The following is an 18,652-nucleotide window of genomic DNA, read 5'->3' as shown; positions in this document are numbered from 1 at the left end:
TATATCAATAATTCTGCTAATTTAGAGCCACCATACCTTACATGAATAGCCTTTTGAAATACCAGCTATGCCTCCTGTTACTGCTGAGTTGTTTTATCAACGGCAGATCGGCTCCCCTGCTCACGAACTTTACCTGGAACTCTACCTGCCTGAACGACTCGATCAGCTTTAGGATAACAGACGATATAGACCAGATTGACTCCGTTAAATGGAACTTTGGCGACCCGGCTTCGCTGGCACTGGACTCCTCGAAACGGGAAGAAAATGCAGGTCATCGGTATCGCGCCACTGGCCCGTATACCGTAACGCTGATCGCTTTTCGTGGCGGCGTGGCCGATACCACCACACAGGTGATCACCATTGTGCCTAAAAAGCTGGTGACTATGGACCCGGACATTACCCTTTGTGAGAACGCGCCGCTCTATACCATTACGGTCACAGTAGATCCGAGTACGCCGCTTACCGGCATGGAAGTGATTACCTGGCAGGATACCGTAACTGGTTTTGGGCTTACTTACGATGTAACGGAAACGGGCACCTATCGCATACAGTTCGATGGTTGCCAGCCCGACGATTCGGTGAATGTTTTCTACTCGCCTGTTCCGGACTTCGAACTGGGGCAGGACCTGAACCTTTGTACCGACGAACGCATCACCCTTGATGCTACTGCGCAAAACGCCGACTACCTGTGGAGCACCGGCGAAACATCGCCTACAATACTGGTAGATGGCAATCGCAGCGGGCAGTACTGGGTGGAAGCTACCATTACAGGCTGCGGGGTGTATAGAGATACGATCAATGTGAACTTCAGCGGCATGCCGCAAACCTTCGACCTCGGTAAGGATACGTTGCTTTGTGCAGGCGAAACAATTACGATACGCGCCGATGTGAACGCGGCGATCGCCTACCGCTGGAACACCGGCGCACGCACACAAAGCATTAACGTAAGTACCCGCAACGCTTACTGGGCGCTGGTTACGACCAGCACACCGATGGGCAACTGCGATGTGGTAGACACGATCAATGTAAACTATAACCCGTTGCGCGATGTGAACCTTGGAAATGATACTACCGTTTGTGTGGGCGAAGCTTTGGTACTCACCGCCAACTACGGCACGGGCAGTTACCTGTGGCAGGACGGCTCCAAACAGGCTACGTTCTACGTGGACTCTCCCGGCTACTACTACGTGCGCGCCCAGATAGGGCGTTGCGTATCCACCGATACGATTCGTGTGAATTACGACGATACCTTACAGGTGAATTTAGGGCCTGATACAACCATTTGCCGGCTCGACCGGTTCGTACTTTCTCCGAACGGCGCTGGTACTAGCTTCAAGTGGCAGGACAGCACTTCTTCGCCTACGTTTACGGTTACGCAACCAGGCATTTATGCCGTGGTAGCCAGTAACACCTGTAACCGATCGGTGGATTCGGTAGAAGTAAACTTTAGGCAGTGTGATTGTACGTTCTACTTCCCGACGGGCTTCAGTCCCAACAACGATGGGCTAAATGACTTGTTCCGGCCGGTGTACCGATGTTTCTTTACAGACTATAAATTGTGGATCTATAACCGTTGGGGCGAGCTGCAATTCTTCACCACCGATCCCAGTGTCGCCTGGACCGGATCGATCAACGGGAAGGAAGCTACGACGGGCACGTACGTGTGGATAGCGGAATATAAAGACAGTACCACCGGCAAGCTGTATAACCAACGCGGCACGGTTACTTTGATAAGATAGTTTGAACAAAAAAGGCCCGGCTCATCGCCGGGCTTTTTTATTGCCTGAAGTCAAAGAATCTTGCGGTGAAGTCGGCCGTTTCGCGCTTCTTCACGGCCACGTCCCAGGTGCCGGAATACGTGATGAGTGCGGGTACCAGCAGGTCGCCTACCTTCGTCATCTGCACGTTCATTTTTACATTGAAGTCGAACAGCATAGTTTTGTACGACAGCGAATATTTACGACCGACGATCTCCCAGGTATCTTTGTCGAAATAAGTCACCAGTTCGTTGATCACAATTTCGGAGCGGTCGAGTTTATTCAGGTCTTCGCGCGCTTGGGCAGCGAACACGTAACAATCTTTGCCGATGTAGGATTGAGAAGTGATGGCGAAGTTGTACAGCTTCATCACATCCGGCGTAAAAATCGCTACCTTCTGACCTACGATAGGCACACCGGATATGGGTTTGCCGGGATTGAAGATCAGTTGCTTCAGTTGTGATTTATGCTTTTCCATACTGCCACGGCCCTTCTCTGTATCCTGACCATCGTCGCAGATTTTGCCCGTTGTAAAAAACAGGTTGGCGTAGAGTTCGGCCGTGTAGTAGTTGTAATTCTTTTTAGCGGTGTAGAAGTCGCCCGTAGTTTTCTCTTCGATCACCTCCATATGACGACACTTGCCCTCAACGATCTGGCGGGTCTGGCTTTTAAGAGATGCTTTTACTTCTTTCTTTTTGGAGAAGATCTTAATATCGTTATCGGCGGTAAAGCTTACCTGGCGCAGGTGTTTAAAGGCCATATAGAAGGTGGTATCTTCTTCTACCCTTTTGATAAAACCATTCACATCAAAGCCAAAACGTTTTGCTTTTACGATCACCTCGTCGAGGTTTACCGTCATCCCTTTATAGCGGGCGGTATCCTGGGCGAATATCGGTAGGCAACAGTGTAACAATAACAGGGAGAAAAGACTTTTTCGCATCGCGCAAATTTAAGGAATTATAAAGACCTGCCCGGTCTGTCCTTATGCTTCAAATTCCAGGCCACTACAGCGAAATGCCCGTTGCCATTGCGGTAACGAGGAGGAATATACGGCCATAAAAAATTGTTAAAATCAGGAACCGGTCACTTTGCCGGCTACATACATAGCGGTGAGAGTAGGTGTTGGGCTGCCACCTTTCTTTTCGAGCGTTACGGCGAACATTTTGGCCTCGCCGGATACGGCTTTCATCTTCTGTAACGATTTAGCCAATTCGCCCATTTCGAACACGCCGGCGTCTACGGGCTTGCCGTCGACGATCGCCCACAGCTGGTATTGCTGATCGGGCTGCGGTTCGGGCAGGTTGTTGATGGTGATCATCACTTCCTGTGAGCCGGCATTCCAGAAGACAGTGGCCTGCCTGTCCGGGTTCTTTTTAGATACGTCGCCCATTTTTACCATCTGGGTAGATGGGTTCTTGATCATGGCCAGCATACGATCGGACTCCTGGAACTTGGCCTGGTAGGTTTCGTTCTGGGCGATCGCGCTACGATGCTCTTCGAGCAAAGCGATGTACTTGCCTTTGTATTCGTTATAACGATTGAGATAGATAAAGTTGAACGCGATACTGCCGATAAACAATGCCATAGAGGCTGCGGCAGCGAATTGCCAGAAGCGCAGTTTGCGAACGGGAACGCCGCTTTCTTCGGGAGCATCGTCGTAAATGTAGCGCGGCCTGTCATCCACCTGCTCTGTCATCGTTGCACCAGGCTCGCTTACTTCTTCTTCGATAATACGGAAAATACGATTCTTCACATCAGCAGGCACGGGTTTCGCGGCCGCGGTGGCCACCAGTTCGAGATAGCCGTCCATATCGAGCTGGCAGGCTTCTACCGCAGCTCTTACTTCCGGGAATTGAGACATCGCCGCAAACAACTCCTTCTCTTCCTGGGCGGAAGCGGAGCCTGCCACGTAGCTCTCAATAATACCAGATGATATGTAACGTTGAACGTCCACTTTGCTTACTGTTGTTGTTTTAATATATTCCTTAACTGTATGATCGCGTTACGCATTCTTGTCTTCACGGTACCCAACGGGATGTCCAGCACCTTGGCAATTTCTTCCTGGGTGCATCCTTTAAAGTAGGCCAGATCTATAATTACACGTTGATCCTTGTTAAGTCGCTCTAACACTTTAACAAGTCCAAGATGATCCACTGACGGGTTGACGGATAGTTGACTCGCATTATGATATACGTCGCTGTCTATGTCCTGGATTTTCTGGTCCAGCTTGTAAGCCTTGGACCGCAGCGCGTCTATAGCGGTATTGCGGGCAATGTTCAACATCCATGTAAACAGGCGTCCTTTGTCTGAATCATACTTTTCAATACTCTTCCAGATCTTCACAAAAACTTCCTGCAGAATGTCGCCGGCGATGTTTTCTTCATTAATGACTTTCAGGATCACTCCGAATAATGCCGGGGAGTAGTGATCATATAGATAGCCGAATATCTGCTGGTCCCGCGCCCGCAGGCCGGCCACCAGTTCAGCTTCTGTATATGTTATGGCAGATCCCAATTAAAAAGTCAGTAAGTTAGTGTTACTAAAATAAAGAAAAAAATTACAATATGAAATAAATTTTTCCTTACCGGGGGAAGGTCATCTTATAATCCACCCTTATTTTACCCTTGGAAATGTCGTCCAGCTTGCTTTTCAGCATTCTTTTCTTCAACGGTTTCAGGTGGTCGATAAATAATTTACCGTCGATATGATCGTACTCGTGGAAGATAACGCGGGCGGTAATGCCGGAAAACGTTTCTTCACGGGGTTGGAACTTTTCGTCTACATAACGGATCGTTACTGTTTCGGGGCGATACACATCTTCCCGCACTTTTGGAATGCTGAGGCAACCTTCGTTGTAAGCCCAGTCATCACCGTCTGTACCTACAATATGTGCATTGATAAACACCTGTTTAACACCGGTTTCGCCTGGATAGTCCTTCTTCTCATCTTCTTCCATGTTCTCGAATATCTGCTGGCTGTCGATCACGAACAGGCGGATAGAACGATTGATTTGTGGCGCGGCCAGTCCAACACCACTGGAGCCGTACATGGTTTCCCACATATTGGCGATCAGTTTTTCCAGTTCCGGGTAGTCTGGTGTAATATCCTGGGCCACTTCTCTCAAAACCGGGTGACCATATGCTACGATAGGTAATATCATTATAAAAAGATGTTGTCTTAAATATTGTAAAGCGCAAATGTAAATATTTGCAGGCAATTAAAACCCGCCGCCCTGCGCCCGCAGGTATTCCTGGAGAATGATCGTGGCACTGATCTCGTCTACCAGCCCCTTATTCTGTCGGTCTTTCTTCTTTAAACCACTGTCAATCATCGTCTGAAACGCCATTTTAGAAGTGAAGCGCTCGTCCAGCTTTTTGAGGGGCATATCGGGAAAATGTTTTTTGATGATCCTGATACACTCTTCTACAAGGGCTGTGCCGTGCGTGGCGGAGCCGTCGAGGTTTTTAGGCTCGCCGATGAGGATGAGCGATACCTCTTCCGCCAGGAAATATTTTTTAAGATAGGGAATCAATTCGTGCGAAGGTACGGTGCAAAGCCCGCTGGCAATGATCTGCAGGGGATCTGTCACTGCCAGTCCCGTGCGTTTTTTACCATAATCTATCGCCAGTATACGCGGCATATTAATTTTTCTTTTAGGAAGATGAGTTACCAGCCGATAATGAACATATCGGCAATGGCGAATACGCCGAACACCACGCTCGCAATACCATTGGTGGTCATAAACGCGATATTTACTTTACTGAGGTCGTTCGGTTTTACCAGGCGATGTTGGGCCACCAGCATACCCACGAACACTGCGGCACCAATCCAGTACAGCCAATGGAACTGCCCTATGAGCCCTATCGTAAGCACCAGCGCGCCTGCAACGACGTGCAGTACTTCCGAAAAGCGCAGTGCGCCTGCTTTACCCAGCCAGGCGGGAATGGAATGCAGCTGCTGCGAGCGGTCGAAATCCTCATCCTGTAAGGAATAAATAATATCGAAGCCGGATACCCAGCAGAGTACTAACACCGACACCAGCACCGGCAACAGCGCGAAGTGGCCTGTTACCGATAAAAAAGCGCCGATCGGCGCGAGCGACAAGCCCAGGCCCAGCACCAGGTGGCACAGGGAGGTGAAACGTTTGGTGTAGCTGTAACCAAGTACCACCAGCAAAGCAACCGGCGATAACAGGAAACAGATCATATTAATGAACCAGGTGGTGGCCATGAACAGCAGTACGTTCGCGATGACGAACAGCAGTGCACTGTTGGCGGATATTACACCGGCCGGAATTTCCCTTTTCGCCGTACGCGGATTACGTTTGTCGATCTCCACGTCCAGCCAGCGGTTAAAGGCCATGGCGGCGCTGCGGGCGAACACCATACACAATACTACTTTCAGGAACAGTAGCCAATCGAGGCTGGTGGCTTCGGTAGTGGTCGCCAGGAAAAAGCCGATCATGGCGAAAGGCATGGCGAATATAGTGTGACTGAATTTTACCAGTGACAGGTAATTGTTAACGGTCGTTGTAACAGGCATCATCTAATGTTATGCGTTTTGTACTTTCAATTTGCAGAATAGGTCCCACACCACTATACCGGTGCTCACGGATATATTTAAGGAATGCTTCATACCCGATTGCGGTATTTCGATACAGCCGTCGGCCGCCTTCATCACCTCGCCATCTACCCCACTCACCTCATTCCCGAATACCAGTGCGATCGGCTTATCAGTCGTAGGCTTAAAGCTATCGAGCATATGACTGCCTTCCGCCTGTTCGATGGTGAAAATGTTATACCCGTTGGCTTTGAGTTCGTTTACCGCTTCGAGTGTGGTAGCGAAATACTGCCACTCCACCGTATCGGTAGCGCCCAGTGCCGTTTTCTGGATATCGCGGTGCGGGGGCACCGGCGTGTAGCCGCAAAGCACAATGCCCTGCAGCAGGAAGGCGTCGGCGGTGCGGAACACCGAGCCAACATTGTGCATACTCCGCACATTATCCAGCACCAGCACCAATGGCGTTTTGTCGGCTGCCTTAAATTCGGCCACCGATTTACGCCCCAATTCCTCCATACTTAATTTTCGCATAAATGCAAAGATAGTTAATAGTTGATTGACCGCCGCTTCGCTTGTCCGGAAACCATTCCATTAGCTATATTTGCGCCATGGCAAAAAACAAATCGGAAGAAACGCCCCTTATGCAACAGCACAAGGCCATCAAGGCCAGGTACCCGGATGCGGTGCTGCTGTTCAGGGTGGGCGACTTTTATGAGACCTTTAATGAAGATGCGGTTATTGCGGCCCGGGTATTGGGCATCGTGCTTACCAAAAGGGCCAATGGCTCGGCTGCTTTCATAGACCTGGCCGGCTTCCCCCACCACTCGCTGGATACCTATCTGCATAAACTCGTAAAAGCCGGTTACCGCGTAGCAGTATGCGACCAGCTGGAAGACCCTAAAACGGTCAAAGGCATTGTGAAACGTGGTGTCACCGAAATGGTAACGCCGGGTGTGGCCGTAAACGACAAGCTGCTGGAAAACTCCACCAACAACTTCCTGGCGGCGGTACATTTCGGCGAACACGCCACCGGTGTATCCTTCCTGGATATTTCTACCGGCGAGTTTTTTGTCGCACAGGGTAATACCGAATACATCGACAAACTGTTACAAAGCTTTCGCCCTGCAGAAGTCGTATTTGCCAAACAACAACAGAAAAACTTCCGGCACCTGTATGGTACCCGGTTTTACACCTATACGCTGGAGGAGTGGATCTTTACCACCACTTACGCCAGCGAGATCCTGCTCCGCCATTTCGAAACGCACTCGCTGAAAGGCTTCGGCATCGAAGGACTGGATGAAGCGATCATTGCTGCAGGCGCCACCTTGCATTACCTGAAGGATACGGAGCATCCGAACCTGCAGCATATCACAAATATCCAACGCATCGACCAGGACGATTTCCTGTGGATGGACCGCTTCACCATCCGCAACCTGGAACTGCTGCACAGCTCCGTGGAGAATGGCAAAACGCTGCTCTCCGTATTGGACCATACCGTATCGCCTATGGGCGCGCGGCTGCTGAAACGCTGGATCGTGTTCCCGCTGCGCGATATTATGCAGATTAATGAGCGCCTTGATGCAGTGGAGTTTTTCATTAAACAGGCCGACCTGTCCAAAACGCTGCATCACCACCTGAAACAAGTAGGCGACCTGGAACGACTGGTATCCAAGATCCCCCTGAAAAAAATTAACCCACGCGAGGTATTACAGCTGGCCCGGGCGCTGCAACAGGTGGCGGCCATACAGGAGTTGCTGCATAAAAACGGTAACGCCTATATAGAACGGTTAAACGAACAGCTGAATCCCTGCCCGCTGATCCTGGATACGATCCTGCGCACCATTTCCGACAACCCGCCGGTGCTGGCCAATAAAGGCGGTGCCATTCGCGAGGGCGTACATGAGGAGCTGGACAAACTGCGTACGATCGCCAATTCCGGCAAGGAATACCTGCTCCAGATTCAACAGAAGGAAAGTGAAGCAACAGGCATCCCATCTCTCAAAATCGCCTTCAATAACGTATTTGGCTACTATCTTGAAGTAACGAATGCGCATAAAAATAAAGTACCGCCAGAATGGATTCGTAAACAAACCCTGGCCAACGCCGAAAGGTATATTACACCGGAGCTGAAGGAGTATGAAGAGAAAATCGTTGGGGCGGAAGAAAAGATTACGGTACTGGAAGTGCAGTTGTTCGAGCAGTTGCTGTCGCAGTTGCAGGAGTATATTCAACCCGTGCAGATCAATGCACAGGTGATGGGCAAACTGGACTGCCTGCTGTGTTTTGCGAACAATGCCATCCAGCATAAATACCGCAGGCCCAACGTAACCGATAGTGAGGTGCTTGACATACAGGAAGGCCGCCACCCGGTAATTGAAAAGGGTTTACCTCCCGGAGAGTCTTACGTGGCTAACGATTTGCTGCTCAACAAAGACAACCAGCAGGTGATCATCCTTACCGGTCCGAACATGAGCGGTAAATCGGCCCTGCTGCGGCAAACGGCCATCATTACCCTTATGGCGCACATGGGCAGTTTTGTACCCGCGAGTCAGGCCGAAATTGGTTTAACAGATAAGATATTTACCCGTGTAGGTGCGTCCGATAACCTGAGTGGTGGCGAATCTACCTTCATGGTGGAGATGAACGAAACGGCCAGCATCATCAATAACATGACACCGCGCAGCCTCATCATTCTCGATGAAATCGGCCGTGGTACCAGCACGTACGATGGTATATCCATTGCATGGAGCATCGTGGAGTACCTTCACGACATGACACCGTTCAAGCCCAAAACCCTGTTCGCTACGCACTATCATGAACTGAACGAGCTGGAGAACAAACATCACCGGGTGAAGAACTTCCACATCACCAATAAAGAAGTAGGTAACAAGATCATCTTCCTCCGCAAACTCGCTTCCGGCGGTACACGTCACAGCTTTGGTATTCACGTGGCCAAGATCGCAGGCATGCCGCCGCAGCTGATCCAACGCGCCAACGAAATACTGTCGCAGCTGGAATCGCAGCACATCGATGCGCCGCTGGAACAAACGATGAAAGACATTGCGTCACCTCCGCCGAAAATGCAACTGAGTATTTTCGATTCGCACAGCGACACGTTTAAGCAGATGCGGGAGATGCTGGAGGCCGTAGATGTAAACCGCCTTACACCGGTGGAGGCATTGCTTAAGCTGAATGAGATCAAGAATTTGTTAAGCTGATAGCGCAGAAGCCGGGTGAGTCACCCGGCTTCTGCATTTAAACAAAAAAACTCCGGGTAAATACCCGGAGCTTTCCTTAATCTATCAACTCTCTATTCAACAACTAACTATCTTTTATCCCACCATACACGGCCGGTAATTTCTTCCGGACCGGCACCGTATTCGCCAGACTGCCTCATTTCTTCGATGGCAGCATTATAGTTGGCCATATTGGAATTGTTTGGCAGCGGCAGCGCCCAGCGGCGGGGTACTGTAAGAACAGTACCATTGGTCGTGAACGGCTCGAAAGGCAGGATGCCACCCACTTTCGGGTAACCGGTACGTTTCCAGTCGCCCCATGCTTCCCATGGTGCTTTATAGTGGTTAATGTGGTTCTGTACGCCGATCTTTTCCAGCTTCTGCTCATCGGTACCGGTAAAGGCTACCACCGCAGTTTGCAGGTAAGCATTGATCTGCTGGTCAGTCACCGCCGTATAACCCACTATCCGCGCGATAGAACCCATGCGGTCGTATGCCCTGATAGAAGCGGTCACGCCCCTGTTATACCACTCCTGTGCATCCTGCGTTACAACGCCACGTACCGCCAATTCAGCGATCATGAAACATTGCTCTGCGTAAGAAAGGATTGGTTGCGTGTACTGTCCGGACGCGCCACCATCTGCGCTCAGGTCGAACAACCTGTTTTGCAGGGTCGACAGCGTGTCGTAGTTCACCGTCTGACCGTTCAGTGTATAATTTTTTACACCGAAAAGTGCAGCCGTTGCCGGATTGTTAACCGCATCCGGGCTGGAAGGTGCGCCGATGTACTGGCGTGGGTTATACACAGCAGATTCAGGAAATACGCCTGCTGTTTTCAGCGAGTTAAACACTGTTTGTGTAAACGCATTAGGTTGATAGAACAAACGCAAACGGGGGTCTGCATTGTCGTACATAAAATTCAGCATAGACGCGGCTGCACGGCTCGGGTTGTTACCCTGTACCATCCAGTTTCCACCCACGGCAAAGTTGCCGGTAGATGACACAAATTTCCATTCGTTATCGATGCTGGTCATAAGGCCGGCAGGGCTGGCCATTACTTCCGTAGCTACCTCGCGTGTTTTTTCCGGGTTACGTTTCCAGAGGCGCATGGCAATTTTCAGCCGCAGTGCATTCGCTGCAGCAGCCCATTTGGCGCGGTCACCACTGTAAAAGATATCGCCGGTGCCATAGCTCACCTGGTTGGGCAGGTCCTGCGCCAGCACCGCTACTGCCACTTTCAGGTCGGCGTCCCAGGTAGCGAACAATTCCTGCTGCGTGTCGTAAGCAGGCAGGAAGTTAGCTTCGGAACGCGCCTTCCAGGCTTCGCTGTAAGGAATGCTGCCGTTCGCATCAGACACGCGGAAAGCTGCGTAAGTTTTAAGCACGGAAGCAATTGCATCCACATGCTGATAGCGTGGTTTGTTTGCACTGTCCAGCTTCTCCACCAGGTTGTGAATTTCCGTCAGGTTACGGCCGATGTTATTGTACAAGCCCTGGTAAAGGTTGTTGGTGTTTTGTGCGTTGAACATACCACCGCTGTTACCGATCGGGTAGTTCGTGGAGAACTGCATCCAGCGCATCAGGTAGGCGTAGTTATCGTAGTACCAGTCAAAGTCACGGTCTACGATAGCCTTTGCCGGGGAGGTAAAGAGCAGCTCGGGCTGAATGTTGGTGCTTACCTCCGGGTTTGTATTCAGTTCCTCGAAATCGCGTGTGCAGGAGCTGGCGAAGGTTGCCAGGGCCAGTACACCTATTCCAAATTTATTAATGATCTTCATTGTTTTCTCTCATTTAAACATTAGAAACCAACCTGTATCGTGAACGCGTAGTTACGTACCTGCGGTGCGCCACCGTATTCGGAGAAGGCAAAAGTGCTGTTGTTACGCAGGCCTTCCGGATTGATGTTTGCAGGCAGGTTATTGTACAGGTAACCCAGGTTACGGCCTACCAGCATCATACGCAGCTTGTTCAGGTGTAAACGTGATGCGATAGAAGAAGGCAAAGTGTATCCAACGGAAATTTCACGCAGTGCTACATAAGAAGCATCGAACACAGAAGTTTCACGGATACCGATACCCCAGTCGCCCTGCATGCTGTAGTACTCGTAAGGGCTCAGCGCGCCAACATAACCGGCATCATATGCCTGCCTGTAGCTCATGCCGCCAACGTTTACTTCAGTGCCATTCGCGGTTACCGTGTAACCATCTGCAAACACACCATCAGGGATCATACCATCGTCACGAACGTTGCCGCGGTTGTCGGTCCAGGTAAGGCCGCCATGCGCCGCGTCGCGGCCATACATCGTGTTAGCCGTGGTACCGCGACCCGTGCCATATTGATGAGAAGCAGAGAAGATGTCGCCACCGATACGGGCATTCAGGAGGAAGCCGAGTGACCAGTTTTTATATGCGAAGTTGTTGGACCAACCGATGTTAAAGTCAGGTGTGATATTACCCACCACTTTATAACCGCGCTGGTATTTATAACGCATGTCGTTGGTGTTGGCCTGTATAACAGGTTTGCCGTTGTTCGGGTTGCTGATATTGTTACCGCTGCCGTCTTTCGCCTGGTAAGGAGTAAAGCCATAGTTGGTTACAATTACACCGTAAGCTGCGCCTACCATTGCGATGGCCATTACGTCCTGATCATTACCCAGTTCCACCTGGTCAACACCGTCGACCAGTTTATCGATACGGTTCCAGTTACGGGCGCCGTTCAGGTTCATGTCCCAGGTGAAGTTTTTACCTTCGATAGGTCTTGCATTGATCGCGATCTCGATACCCTTGTTGATCATGCTACCCGCATTGATGATCCTGTTTCTTACGCCGGATTCGTTGGCTACCGGAAGGGTCACGATCTGGTTGCGCACGTCTGTGTGGTAGTAAGCCACATCCAGGCCAATACGGTTATTCAGGAAACGAACGTCTGCACCCACTTCAATACTGTTCGATTTGGAAGGCTTCAGGTTGAAGTTTGGATATGTATCCGGGTTGTAAATATCGAACAAAGGCAGATCAGCTCCGGTAGAAGCACCGTTGAAGAAGCCGTTTGTAAGGTACCCGGCATTGATCTGGTATGGATCCGTATCGCCACCTACGATCGCGTAAGACGCGCGCAGTTTACCATAGCTGATCCAGGAAGGCATATTCGCTTTCAGCGACTCGGTAAATTCCCAGGCTGCACTTACAGACGGATAGAAGTAAGAGTTCGTGTTTTTACCGTAACCAGCGGGATAAGTGAGGGCGGAAGACCAATCGTTACGGCCGGTTACATCCAGGAAGAACGCATTTTTGTAAGCCAGGCTACCGGCGAAGAACAGGGAGTTAATCCGCCTGCGGCCCAGTGATTGCGTGTTGGAATTCGGTGTGCTGATACTGTTCGTGATCGCGAACGTACCAGGCAGTCTTAAACCGTTCACCGTGCTGTTGCTGAACCTGTAGCCGATACCGCTGTTCCATGTTTCGGCACCTACATTCAGGTTCACGCTCCAGTCTTCACTTGTTTTCGGTGTGAACATCGCCATACCAGTAAACGTGTGCTGCGAGCGGTTCATGCCGTTAGTGGCATACATACCGTCGGAGCCTGAGAAGTTGTTGCCACGACCCCATTGTTTACGCTCATCGAAGTTCTGCTCGTTGCTGAAAGTACCGCGAAGCAGGAATTTCAGGTAATCGGTTGCCGTAGCAGTGAGGGAAAGGTTACCGGAGAACAGTTTCTCGTTACGCTCCCAGCTATCTTTCGCCAGTACGAACCAATAGTCTGCGCCAGGCGTCGTGTTCAGGTCCGCCATCGCATTTGTTGGCGTGATGGAACGGGCAGACCAGTAAGCAGGATCGTAGTTTCTTGGAAATACATACGTCCATTTACGGCCGATGTTATAGTTCGTATAGTTACCTCCCTGGCGTGTCGGGTTAAGGATGTCGCTCACGGAATAGTTTACGCCACCTTCAGCACTCAGGAATTTAGAGATAACTGCAGTAGATTTTAAAGCGAAAGAGTTTCTGCTGAACTCGTTGTTTGGCTGCACGCTGTTATTGTCCAGGTGAGAGTAAGAAAAGCGGAAAGTCGCCCTGTCGTTACCACCTTCCATTGATACATTCGTGTTGTAGTATTTACCCAGCTGGTAGCCGTCCATCGCGTTGTCGGGTTGTGCAGCGTAGGGAACGATTTCGCCGTTCGGCAATTTGGCCAGTTGCCCCTGCATTTTAGGACCATAGCTGTACGCACCTGCCCAGTCGATCACATTGTTACCCTGTGCATCCTGCTGGAAGGGGCCGTAACGGCCGGCACCGTAGCTGTTCTGTAAATCGATCGGGCCTCTGTAAGCATGTTCGAACTGAACCGTCTGGCTTACATCTACACCGATACCTTTACGCGTAACACCCTTTTTGCTGGTGATGAGTACCGCACCGTTAATGGCACGGGAGCCATACAATGCAGTAGCGGCGGCGCCTTTCAATACAGTCACCGTTTCGAAATCGTCCGGGTTAAAGTTTTTCAGTACGTTACCGAAGTTCACCTCGTCGTTTGCAGCCTCGTTCTCAAAGATTACACCGTCGATCACAAAGATCGGCTGGTCTTTACCGTTGAGCGATTTTGCACCGCGGAGCACGATACGGTTAGCGGCCTGCGGACCACCGGCAGCGCCCGAAATGTCTACACCTGCCACCTTACCCTGCAGTGCGGCAACCGGGTTAATAGAGTTGGTTTTAGCGAGATCCGCGCCTTTCAGTTCCGTTACTGCGTAACCGAGCTTACGTTGTTCGCGTTTCACATGCCCAAAGCCGTTACTACTACTTCGTTCAGGTTTTTGCTGTCCTCTTTCAGTATTACGTTGAGGGAAGCCTGGCCATTGACAGCCACTTCCTGCGCTACGTAACCCATAAAAGAAATGACGAGCGTTGCAGTGGGCGCTGCGTTGATCTTGAACGTACCGTCCGCCATGGTGGCAGCGCCGTTCGAAGTGCCCTTTTCCAGCACCGTTACACCGGGTAACAGCGTGCCTTTTTCATCCTTTACCGTTCCGGTAACTGCTTTCTTATCCTGAGCCCAAAGGGAAGAACAGGTAAAAGTGAGCAGCGTTACGAAAAGCAAAATTCGTCGCATAGCTTCCTTTTAAATTTTAGTTAGTACTTGTATGAATAGATAATAAATCCCCATTAGGAAAAATCCTTTAGTTTAAAACACAGCCATGAACGGGCAAAGATTTCCCAAAGGAAATTCCTTAGTTAACAGCAGCGCATACGTGCGCCGAAGCCTTGCGTGGTAAGTGGAATACTACTTTCCTGGTTTCCTAACAATTAAAAAACAAAGCCGACATTTAGTTCACTGCGTTAATCTCCGTGGTTAGCATGATCAGTTTCCGTGCTGATTCGTGTTCACTGCATTACTGAGTTATTCCCATAAAAAAAACCTGCGCAAATCCATCTACACCGTTCTCTGCACGCGCAAGCAACTTTCTTTTAAAAGAACGCATCAAACTTAGTTATAAATGGAACACGAGCAAAAAAATTTTAACTTTTTTTTCATGATGCGTTAACCATGTGTTCGTATTCAACAAAATAATATCATCGATGGTGAAGATGTTATCAATAAAAAAAGCGGCACATCAAAATTGATATGCCGCTTATAATATTTCAATAACAGTTTACGTTAAGACGCGCTTTTTCCAGAAAGCCGCTTCGAGCAGGACCCACGCTTGACAAGGGTTGCAGGCAATACGACCTGGTTGATCTGGTTGGTATTGTTGTTCAGTTCGTTCATCAAGACCTGTATCACATTCCTGGCAATGTCGTGAATTGGTTGTTCCACGCACGTTATACCGGGACTGTATAAACGAAATAAATCGTGGTCATCGAAACTGATGAATGCAATGTCCTCTCCTATTTGTAAGCCTAGATCTTTTACACTTTCAATCCCATAAATACCCAGATAGTTCGTTGTGAAAAATATCGCATCCAGATTAGGAATAGAAGTAATAAATGCTTTGATCTCTTCGATCGCTTCTTCCTTGGTAGCAGCGAAAGACAATTTCTTCAACATCTTACGCGGGAAGCCGGAGCGATGTGCTTTCATTGCCGCCAGGAAACCATCGAGGCGTTCCTTCATCTGGATCTGTTCTGAAGTAATGGTTACTACGGCGATCTTTTCAAATCCCTGCTGCATGAGATATTCCGCGGCATCGTACGCGCCCTGGAAGTTGTTTACCATTACATAGTTCGTCGGGATGTTCGGCAGGTAACGGTCGAGCAGCACCATTGGCTTCCGCGCATGTTTCAGCGCTTCTATGTCCTTATCCAGATTTACGGTTGGTGTGATGATGTACCCATCTACCTGGCGGTATTCGAGTACTTCGAGCAAACCTTTGGCCTTTTGCAGGTTGTCTTCGGTGCTGCCGTACAATACTTTGTAACCGTATTTATCCGCCTCTTCTTCCACGATTTTAGCTACATTAGCAAAGAAGTGGTTGGCGATATCTTCAACGATAAGACCGATAGTTTTGGTTTTACCCGTACGAAGACCGCGGGCGAGCTGGTTGGGCTTGTATTTCAGTTTCGTGGCAAGTTTCAGGATCTTTTTGCTCACCCCCTCGCTGATACGTTTCTCTTTAGCTTTGCCATTGAGAACGAACGAGACGGTGGTAGGCGATACGCCTGCCTGTTTTGCAATATCTTTAATGGATACTCCTTTCATGCTGATGTTGACAGTTATTGCTCAATCGATTTAGCGATAAGTAAGATACATAAAAATCTAACTTTTACACAGTTTGGCCAGCTTTTTTGCTAAATATTTTCAGGGTTTAGCGCGCAAAGGCCAGTTTTATCTAACGATGGTTTAGAAACCATGACTAAAAAGCCCCTCATCAGCTGTAATAAATCTTTTTAATTATATCTAGTGCATAAAATTTCACAATACTGACAATTCACTACAAGTTTTATTTCTGACTTGTATTTTTTTAACTTAATTTACCTAATTTGGAGGCCAGGCCCGGAAAACGCGGCCATCTGATACGAGGAATAGTGCATTTTACATTCATAGGACTAAAACAATAAGGAAGCAAACATGAAACCCATTCTTATTAAAGTGGGGGCCTTTGCCGACAACCAAATCACCATTATAGAGCGATGCGACCCGCATTTCAATACGCCCTTTCACTTTCATCCCGAGTGTGAGCTGGTGTATGTTACGGAGAGTCACGGCAAGAGAATCGTTGGCGACAGTATAGAGAGCTTCGACGTAGGAGACATGGTTTTCCTGGGACCAAACATCCCCCATGTATGGTACAACGACGAGGCATACTATAAGGGCCTGGACGAACTCAAAGCCCGATCGGTGGTGATTTATTTTCCAAAGGACATTTTCGGCGACAAGTTTTACGGCTTACCCGAAACCAAAGCCCTGACCGACCTCTTTCACCGCGCGCAACGCGGCATGAAAATCATTGGCGACACGCACGAACTGCTACGCGACGAAATTCTTTCCCTGCCCAAAAAAGAAGGCCTGGAGCGGATTATCGCCCTGTTACAGATCCTTAAAACGCTTGCGGAAACCAAGGATTGCTATTACCTGGCCAGCACCGGCTATTCCCACGCCTACAATGCGAAGGATAATCATAAGATAGATGAGGTGTTCAAATATGTGATGAACAACTTCTCTAAAGAGATATCACTCCAGGATGTGGCAGGCATTACCAACCTTTCCCCACAGTCGTTCTGCCGCTTCTTTAAAAACCGCACAAAGAAATCATTTGTACAGTTCCTGAATGAAGTACGTATCGGCCATGCCTGTAAACGACTTACCGAGGAAGATTGGTCCATCGCCGAAATCGCCTACTCCTGTGGTTTTAAGAATCTATCCAACTTCAACCGCTTTTTTAAAGAGATCGTAGGAAAAACCCCGAAAGAATATAAGAACGAGTTAAGGATTAAAGAAGACTAACAACAACGCAACGATATTAAAAAGGCCTGCGCTTCCAGCTGCAGGCCTTTTCAATTTACGTGGTTTATCTTAGAGAGAAATATCGTTTAAAGGAAGTCACATTTCCCAACACTGCCAGTTTATCTCCCCGGGAAATACCGTTAAAAAAGTCACGTTCCGGAATACTGCCAGTTCATCTTCCCGCGAAATATCGTTTGAAGAATGTCAACTGGTACACCACCGCGTTCTCCCAATACTGCCAGTTATGCGCGCCTGGCCGTTCGGTATAATCATGTGCAATACCACTTTGTAACAACTGCTGATGCAGGGCGCGGTTTACGCCGATGAAGAAATCCTTCACACCGCAGTCGATGTTCAGTTGCAGGTCGCCATCTTTCAACTGCTCTGCAACTGTAGCTACACTGTAATTTTTCCAGTTATCCGCGTGTGTAGCACTGTCGCCAAGGCGTTTAGCGATGTCCCAGTTCTTAGGGAACGGACGAATATCTACTCCGCCACTCATACTGCCCGCCGCCCCGAATGTATTTTGATGGCGTATGGCGAGAAACAATGCACCGTGGCCGCCCATGCTCAAACCCGCGATAGCGCGGTGTTTACGGTCGGCAATAGTTCGATACTGGCGATCCACGTAGGCGGGTAATTCTTTGGCTACAAACGTTTCGTACCGCCAGCTGCTATCGACCGGACTGTCGAAGTACCAGCTGCCATAGCCGCCGTCCGGGCAAACGATCATGAGCGAATCGCGGTCGGCGAGGCTTTTAATGGCAGGCACCTTCTTTACCCAATCGGAATGATTACCGCTATAGCCGTGCAACAGGTACACGACGGGCAAACGTTGCCTGGATTTCTGGTAGCTATGCGGACGGATGATCACACATTTAACAGGTTTACGCATGGCAGCGCTTTCTACCAACACGGTGTCGACCTTTGCGGCAAAAGTGATGGCCGGGGCGAGTACGCCTATCAGCAAATAAATAAGAGATTTCATAAAAAAGACGTGGTTTTAGCGGCACCTAAAATAGATTTTTAGGCGGATAAATTTGCATGCACGCGCGCATTAATTGCACCCATTACTGCCGTCGGAACGAAATCACACATTAACTACATGCGACGTTGCTCGCCCGCGCAGCCTGCACACGGAGTCCACTCCATGCGCAACAT

15 protein-coding genes are annotated in these 18,652 nt (G+C 49.4%); 3 read left to right on the top strand and 12 right to left on the bottom strand.

Going from position 1 to position 18,652, the window contains the following annotated elements; genetic code table 11:
• The first annotated feature begins 41 nt into the window (after positions 1-41).
• Positions 42-1,739, top strand: a complete 1,698-nt coding sequence (locus MKQ68_RS02245; RefSeq protein WP_264281896.1) for a T9SS type B sorting domain-containing protein — start codon at positions 42-44, stop codon at positions 1,737-1,739.
• Between the two features lie 37 nt (positions 1,740-1,776).
• On the opposite strand, the gene MKQ68_RS02240 is transcribed toward MKQ68_RS02245, so the two are convergent.
• The 7 genes from MKQ68_RS02240 to MKQ68_RS02210 all read right to left on the bottom strand — a co-directional run bounded on the left by MKQ68_RS02240 (position 1,777) and on the right by MKQ68_RS02210 (position 6,848).
• Positions 1,777-2,697, bottom strand: a complete 921-nt coding sequence (locus tag MKQ68_RS02240) for a hypothetical protein (RefSeq protein ID WP_264281895.1) — start codon at positions 2,695-2,697, stop codon at positions 1,777-1,779.
• 132 nt (positions 2,698-2,829) lie between these two features.
• On the bottom strand, positions 2,830-3,711 hold the full coding sequence (locus tag MKQ68_RS02235; RefSeq protein WP_264281894.1) for an anti-sigma factor: 882 nt from the start codon (positions 3,709-3,711) through the stop codon (positions 2,830-2,832).
• 5 nt (positions 3,712-3,716) lie between these two features.
• Complete coding sequence (locus tag MKQ68_RS02230) at positions 3,717-4,271, bottom strand: RNA polymerase sigma factor (protein WP_264281893.1); 555 nt, start codon at positions 4,269-4,271, stop codon at positions 3,717-3,719.
• Between the two features lie 67 nt (positions 4,272-4,338).
• Entirely contained in the window at positions 4,339-4,917 is a 579-nt protein-coding gene (def, locus tag MKQ68_RS02225) for a peptide deformylase (protein WP_264281892.1), read from the bottom strand.
• Between the two features lie 57 nt (positions 4,918-4,974).
• A complete protein-coding gene (gene ruvX / locus MKQ68_RS02220; RefSeq protein WP_264281891.1) occupies positions 4,975-5,397 on the bottom strand; it encodes a Holliday junction resolvase RuvX in 423 nt (140 codons plus the stop codon).
• Between the two features lie 26 nt (positions 5,398-5,423).
• The gene (locus MKQ68_RS02215; RefSeq protein ID WP_264281890.1) at positions 5,424-6,302 is read right to left on the bottom strand and encodes a UbiA-like polyprenyltransferase; all 879 of its coding nucleotides are present in this window, start codon (positions 6,300-6,302) and stop codon (positions 5,424-5,426) included.
• A gap of 6 nt (positions 6,303-6,308) precedes the next feature.
• On the bottom strand, positions 6,309-6,848 hold the full coding sequence (locus tag MKQ68_RS02210) for an RNA methyltransferase (protein ID WP_349773803.1): 540 nt from the start codon (positions 6,846-6,848) through the stop codon (positions 6,309-6,311).
• Positions 6,849-6,925: 77 nt separating this feature from the next.
• Between MKQ68_RS02210 and mutS the strand changes: the two genes are divergently transcribed.
• Positions 6,926-9,535, top strand: coding sequence for a DNA mismatch repair protein MutS (gene mutS, locus MKQ68_RS02205; protein ID WP_264281889.1), 2,610 nt, complete (start codon positions 6,926-6,928; stop codon positions 9,533-9,535).
• Between the two features lie 107 nt (positions 9,536-9,642).
• Here mutS and MKQ68_RS02200 read toward each other — a convergent pair whose 3' ends face one another.
• From MKQ68_RS02200 to MKQ68_RS02185, 4 genes are all read right to left on the bottom strand, one after another.
• Complete coding sequence (locus MKQ68_RS02200) at positions 9,643-11,331, bottom strand: SusD/RagB family nutrient-binding outer membrane lipoprotein (protein WP_264281888.1); 1,689 nt, start codon at positions 11,329-11,331, stop codon at positions 9,643-9,645.
• Between the two features lie 20 nt (positions 11,332-11,351).
• Positions 11,352-14,327 carry a SusC/RagA family TonB-linked outer membrane protein gene (locus MKQ68_RS02195; RefSeq protein ID WP_264281887.1) on the bottom strand — a complete coding sequence of 992 codons (2,976 nt, stop codon included), beginning with the start codon at positions 14,325-14,327 and terminating at the stop codon, positions 11,352-11,354.
• The gene (locus MKQ68_RS02190; protein WP_264281886.1) at positions 14,324-14,659 is read right to left on the bottom strand and encodes a carboxypeptidase-like regulatory domain-containing protein; all 336 of its coding nucleotides are present in this window, start codon (positions 14,657-14,659) and stop codon (positions 14,324-14,326) included. The genes MKQ68_RS02195 and MKQ68_RS02190 overlap by 4 nt, the downstream gene beginning before the upstream one ends.
• A gap of 546 nt (positions 14,660-15,205) precedes the next feature.
• Positions 15,206-16,246, bottom strand: a complete 1,041-nt coding sequence (locus MKQ68_RS02185) for a LacI family DNA-binding transcriptional regulator (protein WP_264281885.1) — start codon at positions 16,244-16,246, stop codon at positions 15,206-15,208.
• A 369-nt stretch (positions 16,247-16,615) separates the two neighbouring features.
• Here MKQ68_RS02185 and MKQ68_RS02180 point away from each other — a divergent pair, with 369 nt between their 5' ends.
• Positions 16,616-17,491 carry an AraC family transcriptional regulator gene (locus MKQ68_RS02180; RefSeq protein ID WP_244837016.1) on the top strand — a complete coding sequence of 292 codons (876 nt, stop codon included), beginning with the start codon at positions 16,616-16,618 and terminating at the stop codon, positions 17,489-17,491.
• Positions 17,492-17,663: 172 nt separating this feature from the next.
• Here MKQ68_RS02180 and MKQ68_RS02175 read toward each other — a convergent pair whose 3' ends face one another.
• Positions 17,664-18,479 carry an alpha/beta hydrolase gene (locus tag MKQ68_RS02175; protein ID WP_244837017.1) on the bottom strand — a complete coding sequence of 272 codons (816 nt, stop codon included), beginning with the start codon at positions 18,477-18,479 and terminating at the stop codon, positions 17,664-17,666.
• Positions 18,480-18,652: the final 173 nt, after the last annotated feature.

This window comes from Chitinophaga horti, from assembly GCF_022867795.2.
GTDB classification, from domain to species: Bacteria; Bacteroidota; Bacteroidia; order Chitinophagales; family Chitinophagaceae; genus Chitinophaga; species Chitinophaga horti.
Note: the sequence above shows the minus strand (reverse complement) of the source record. Positions and strands in the feature narration are given on the sequence as shown.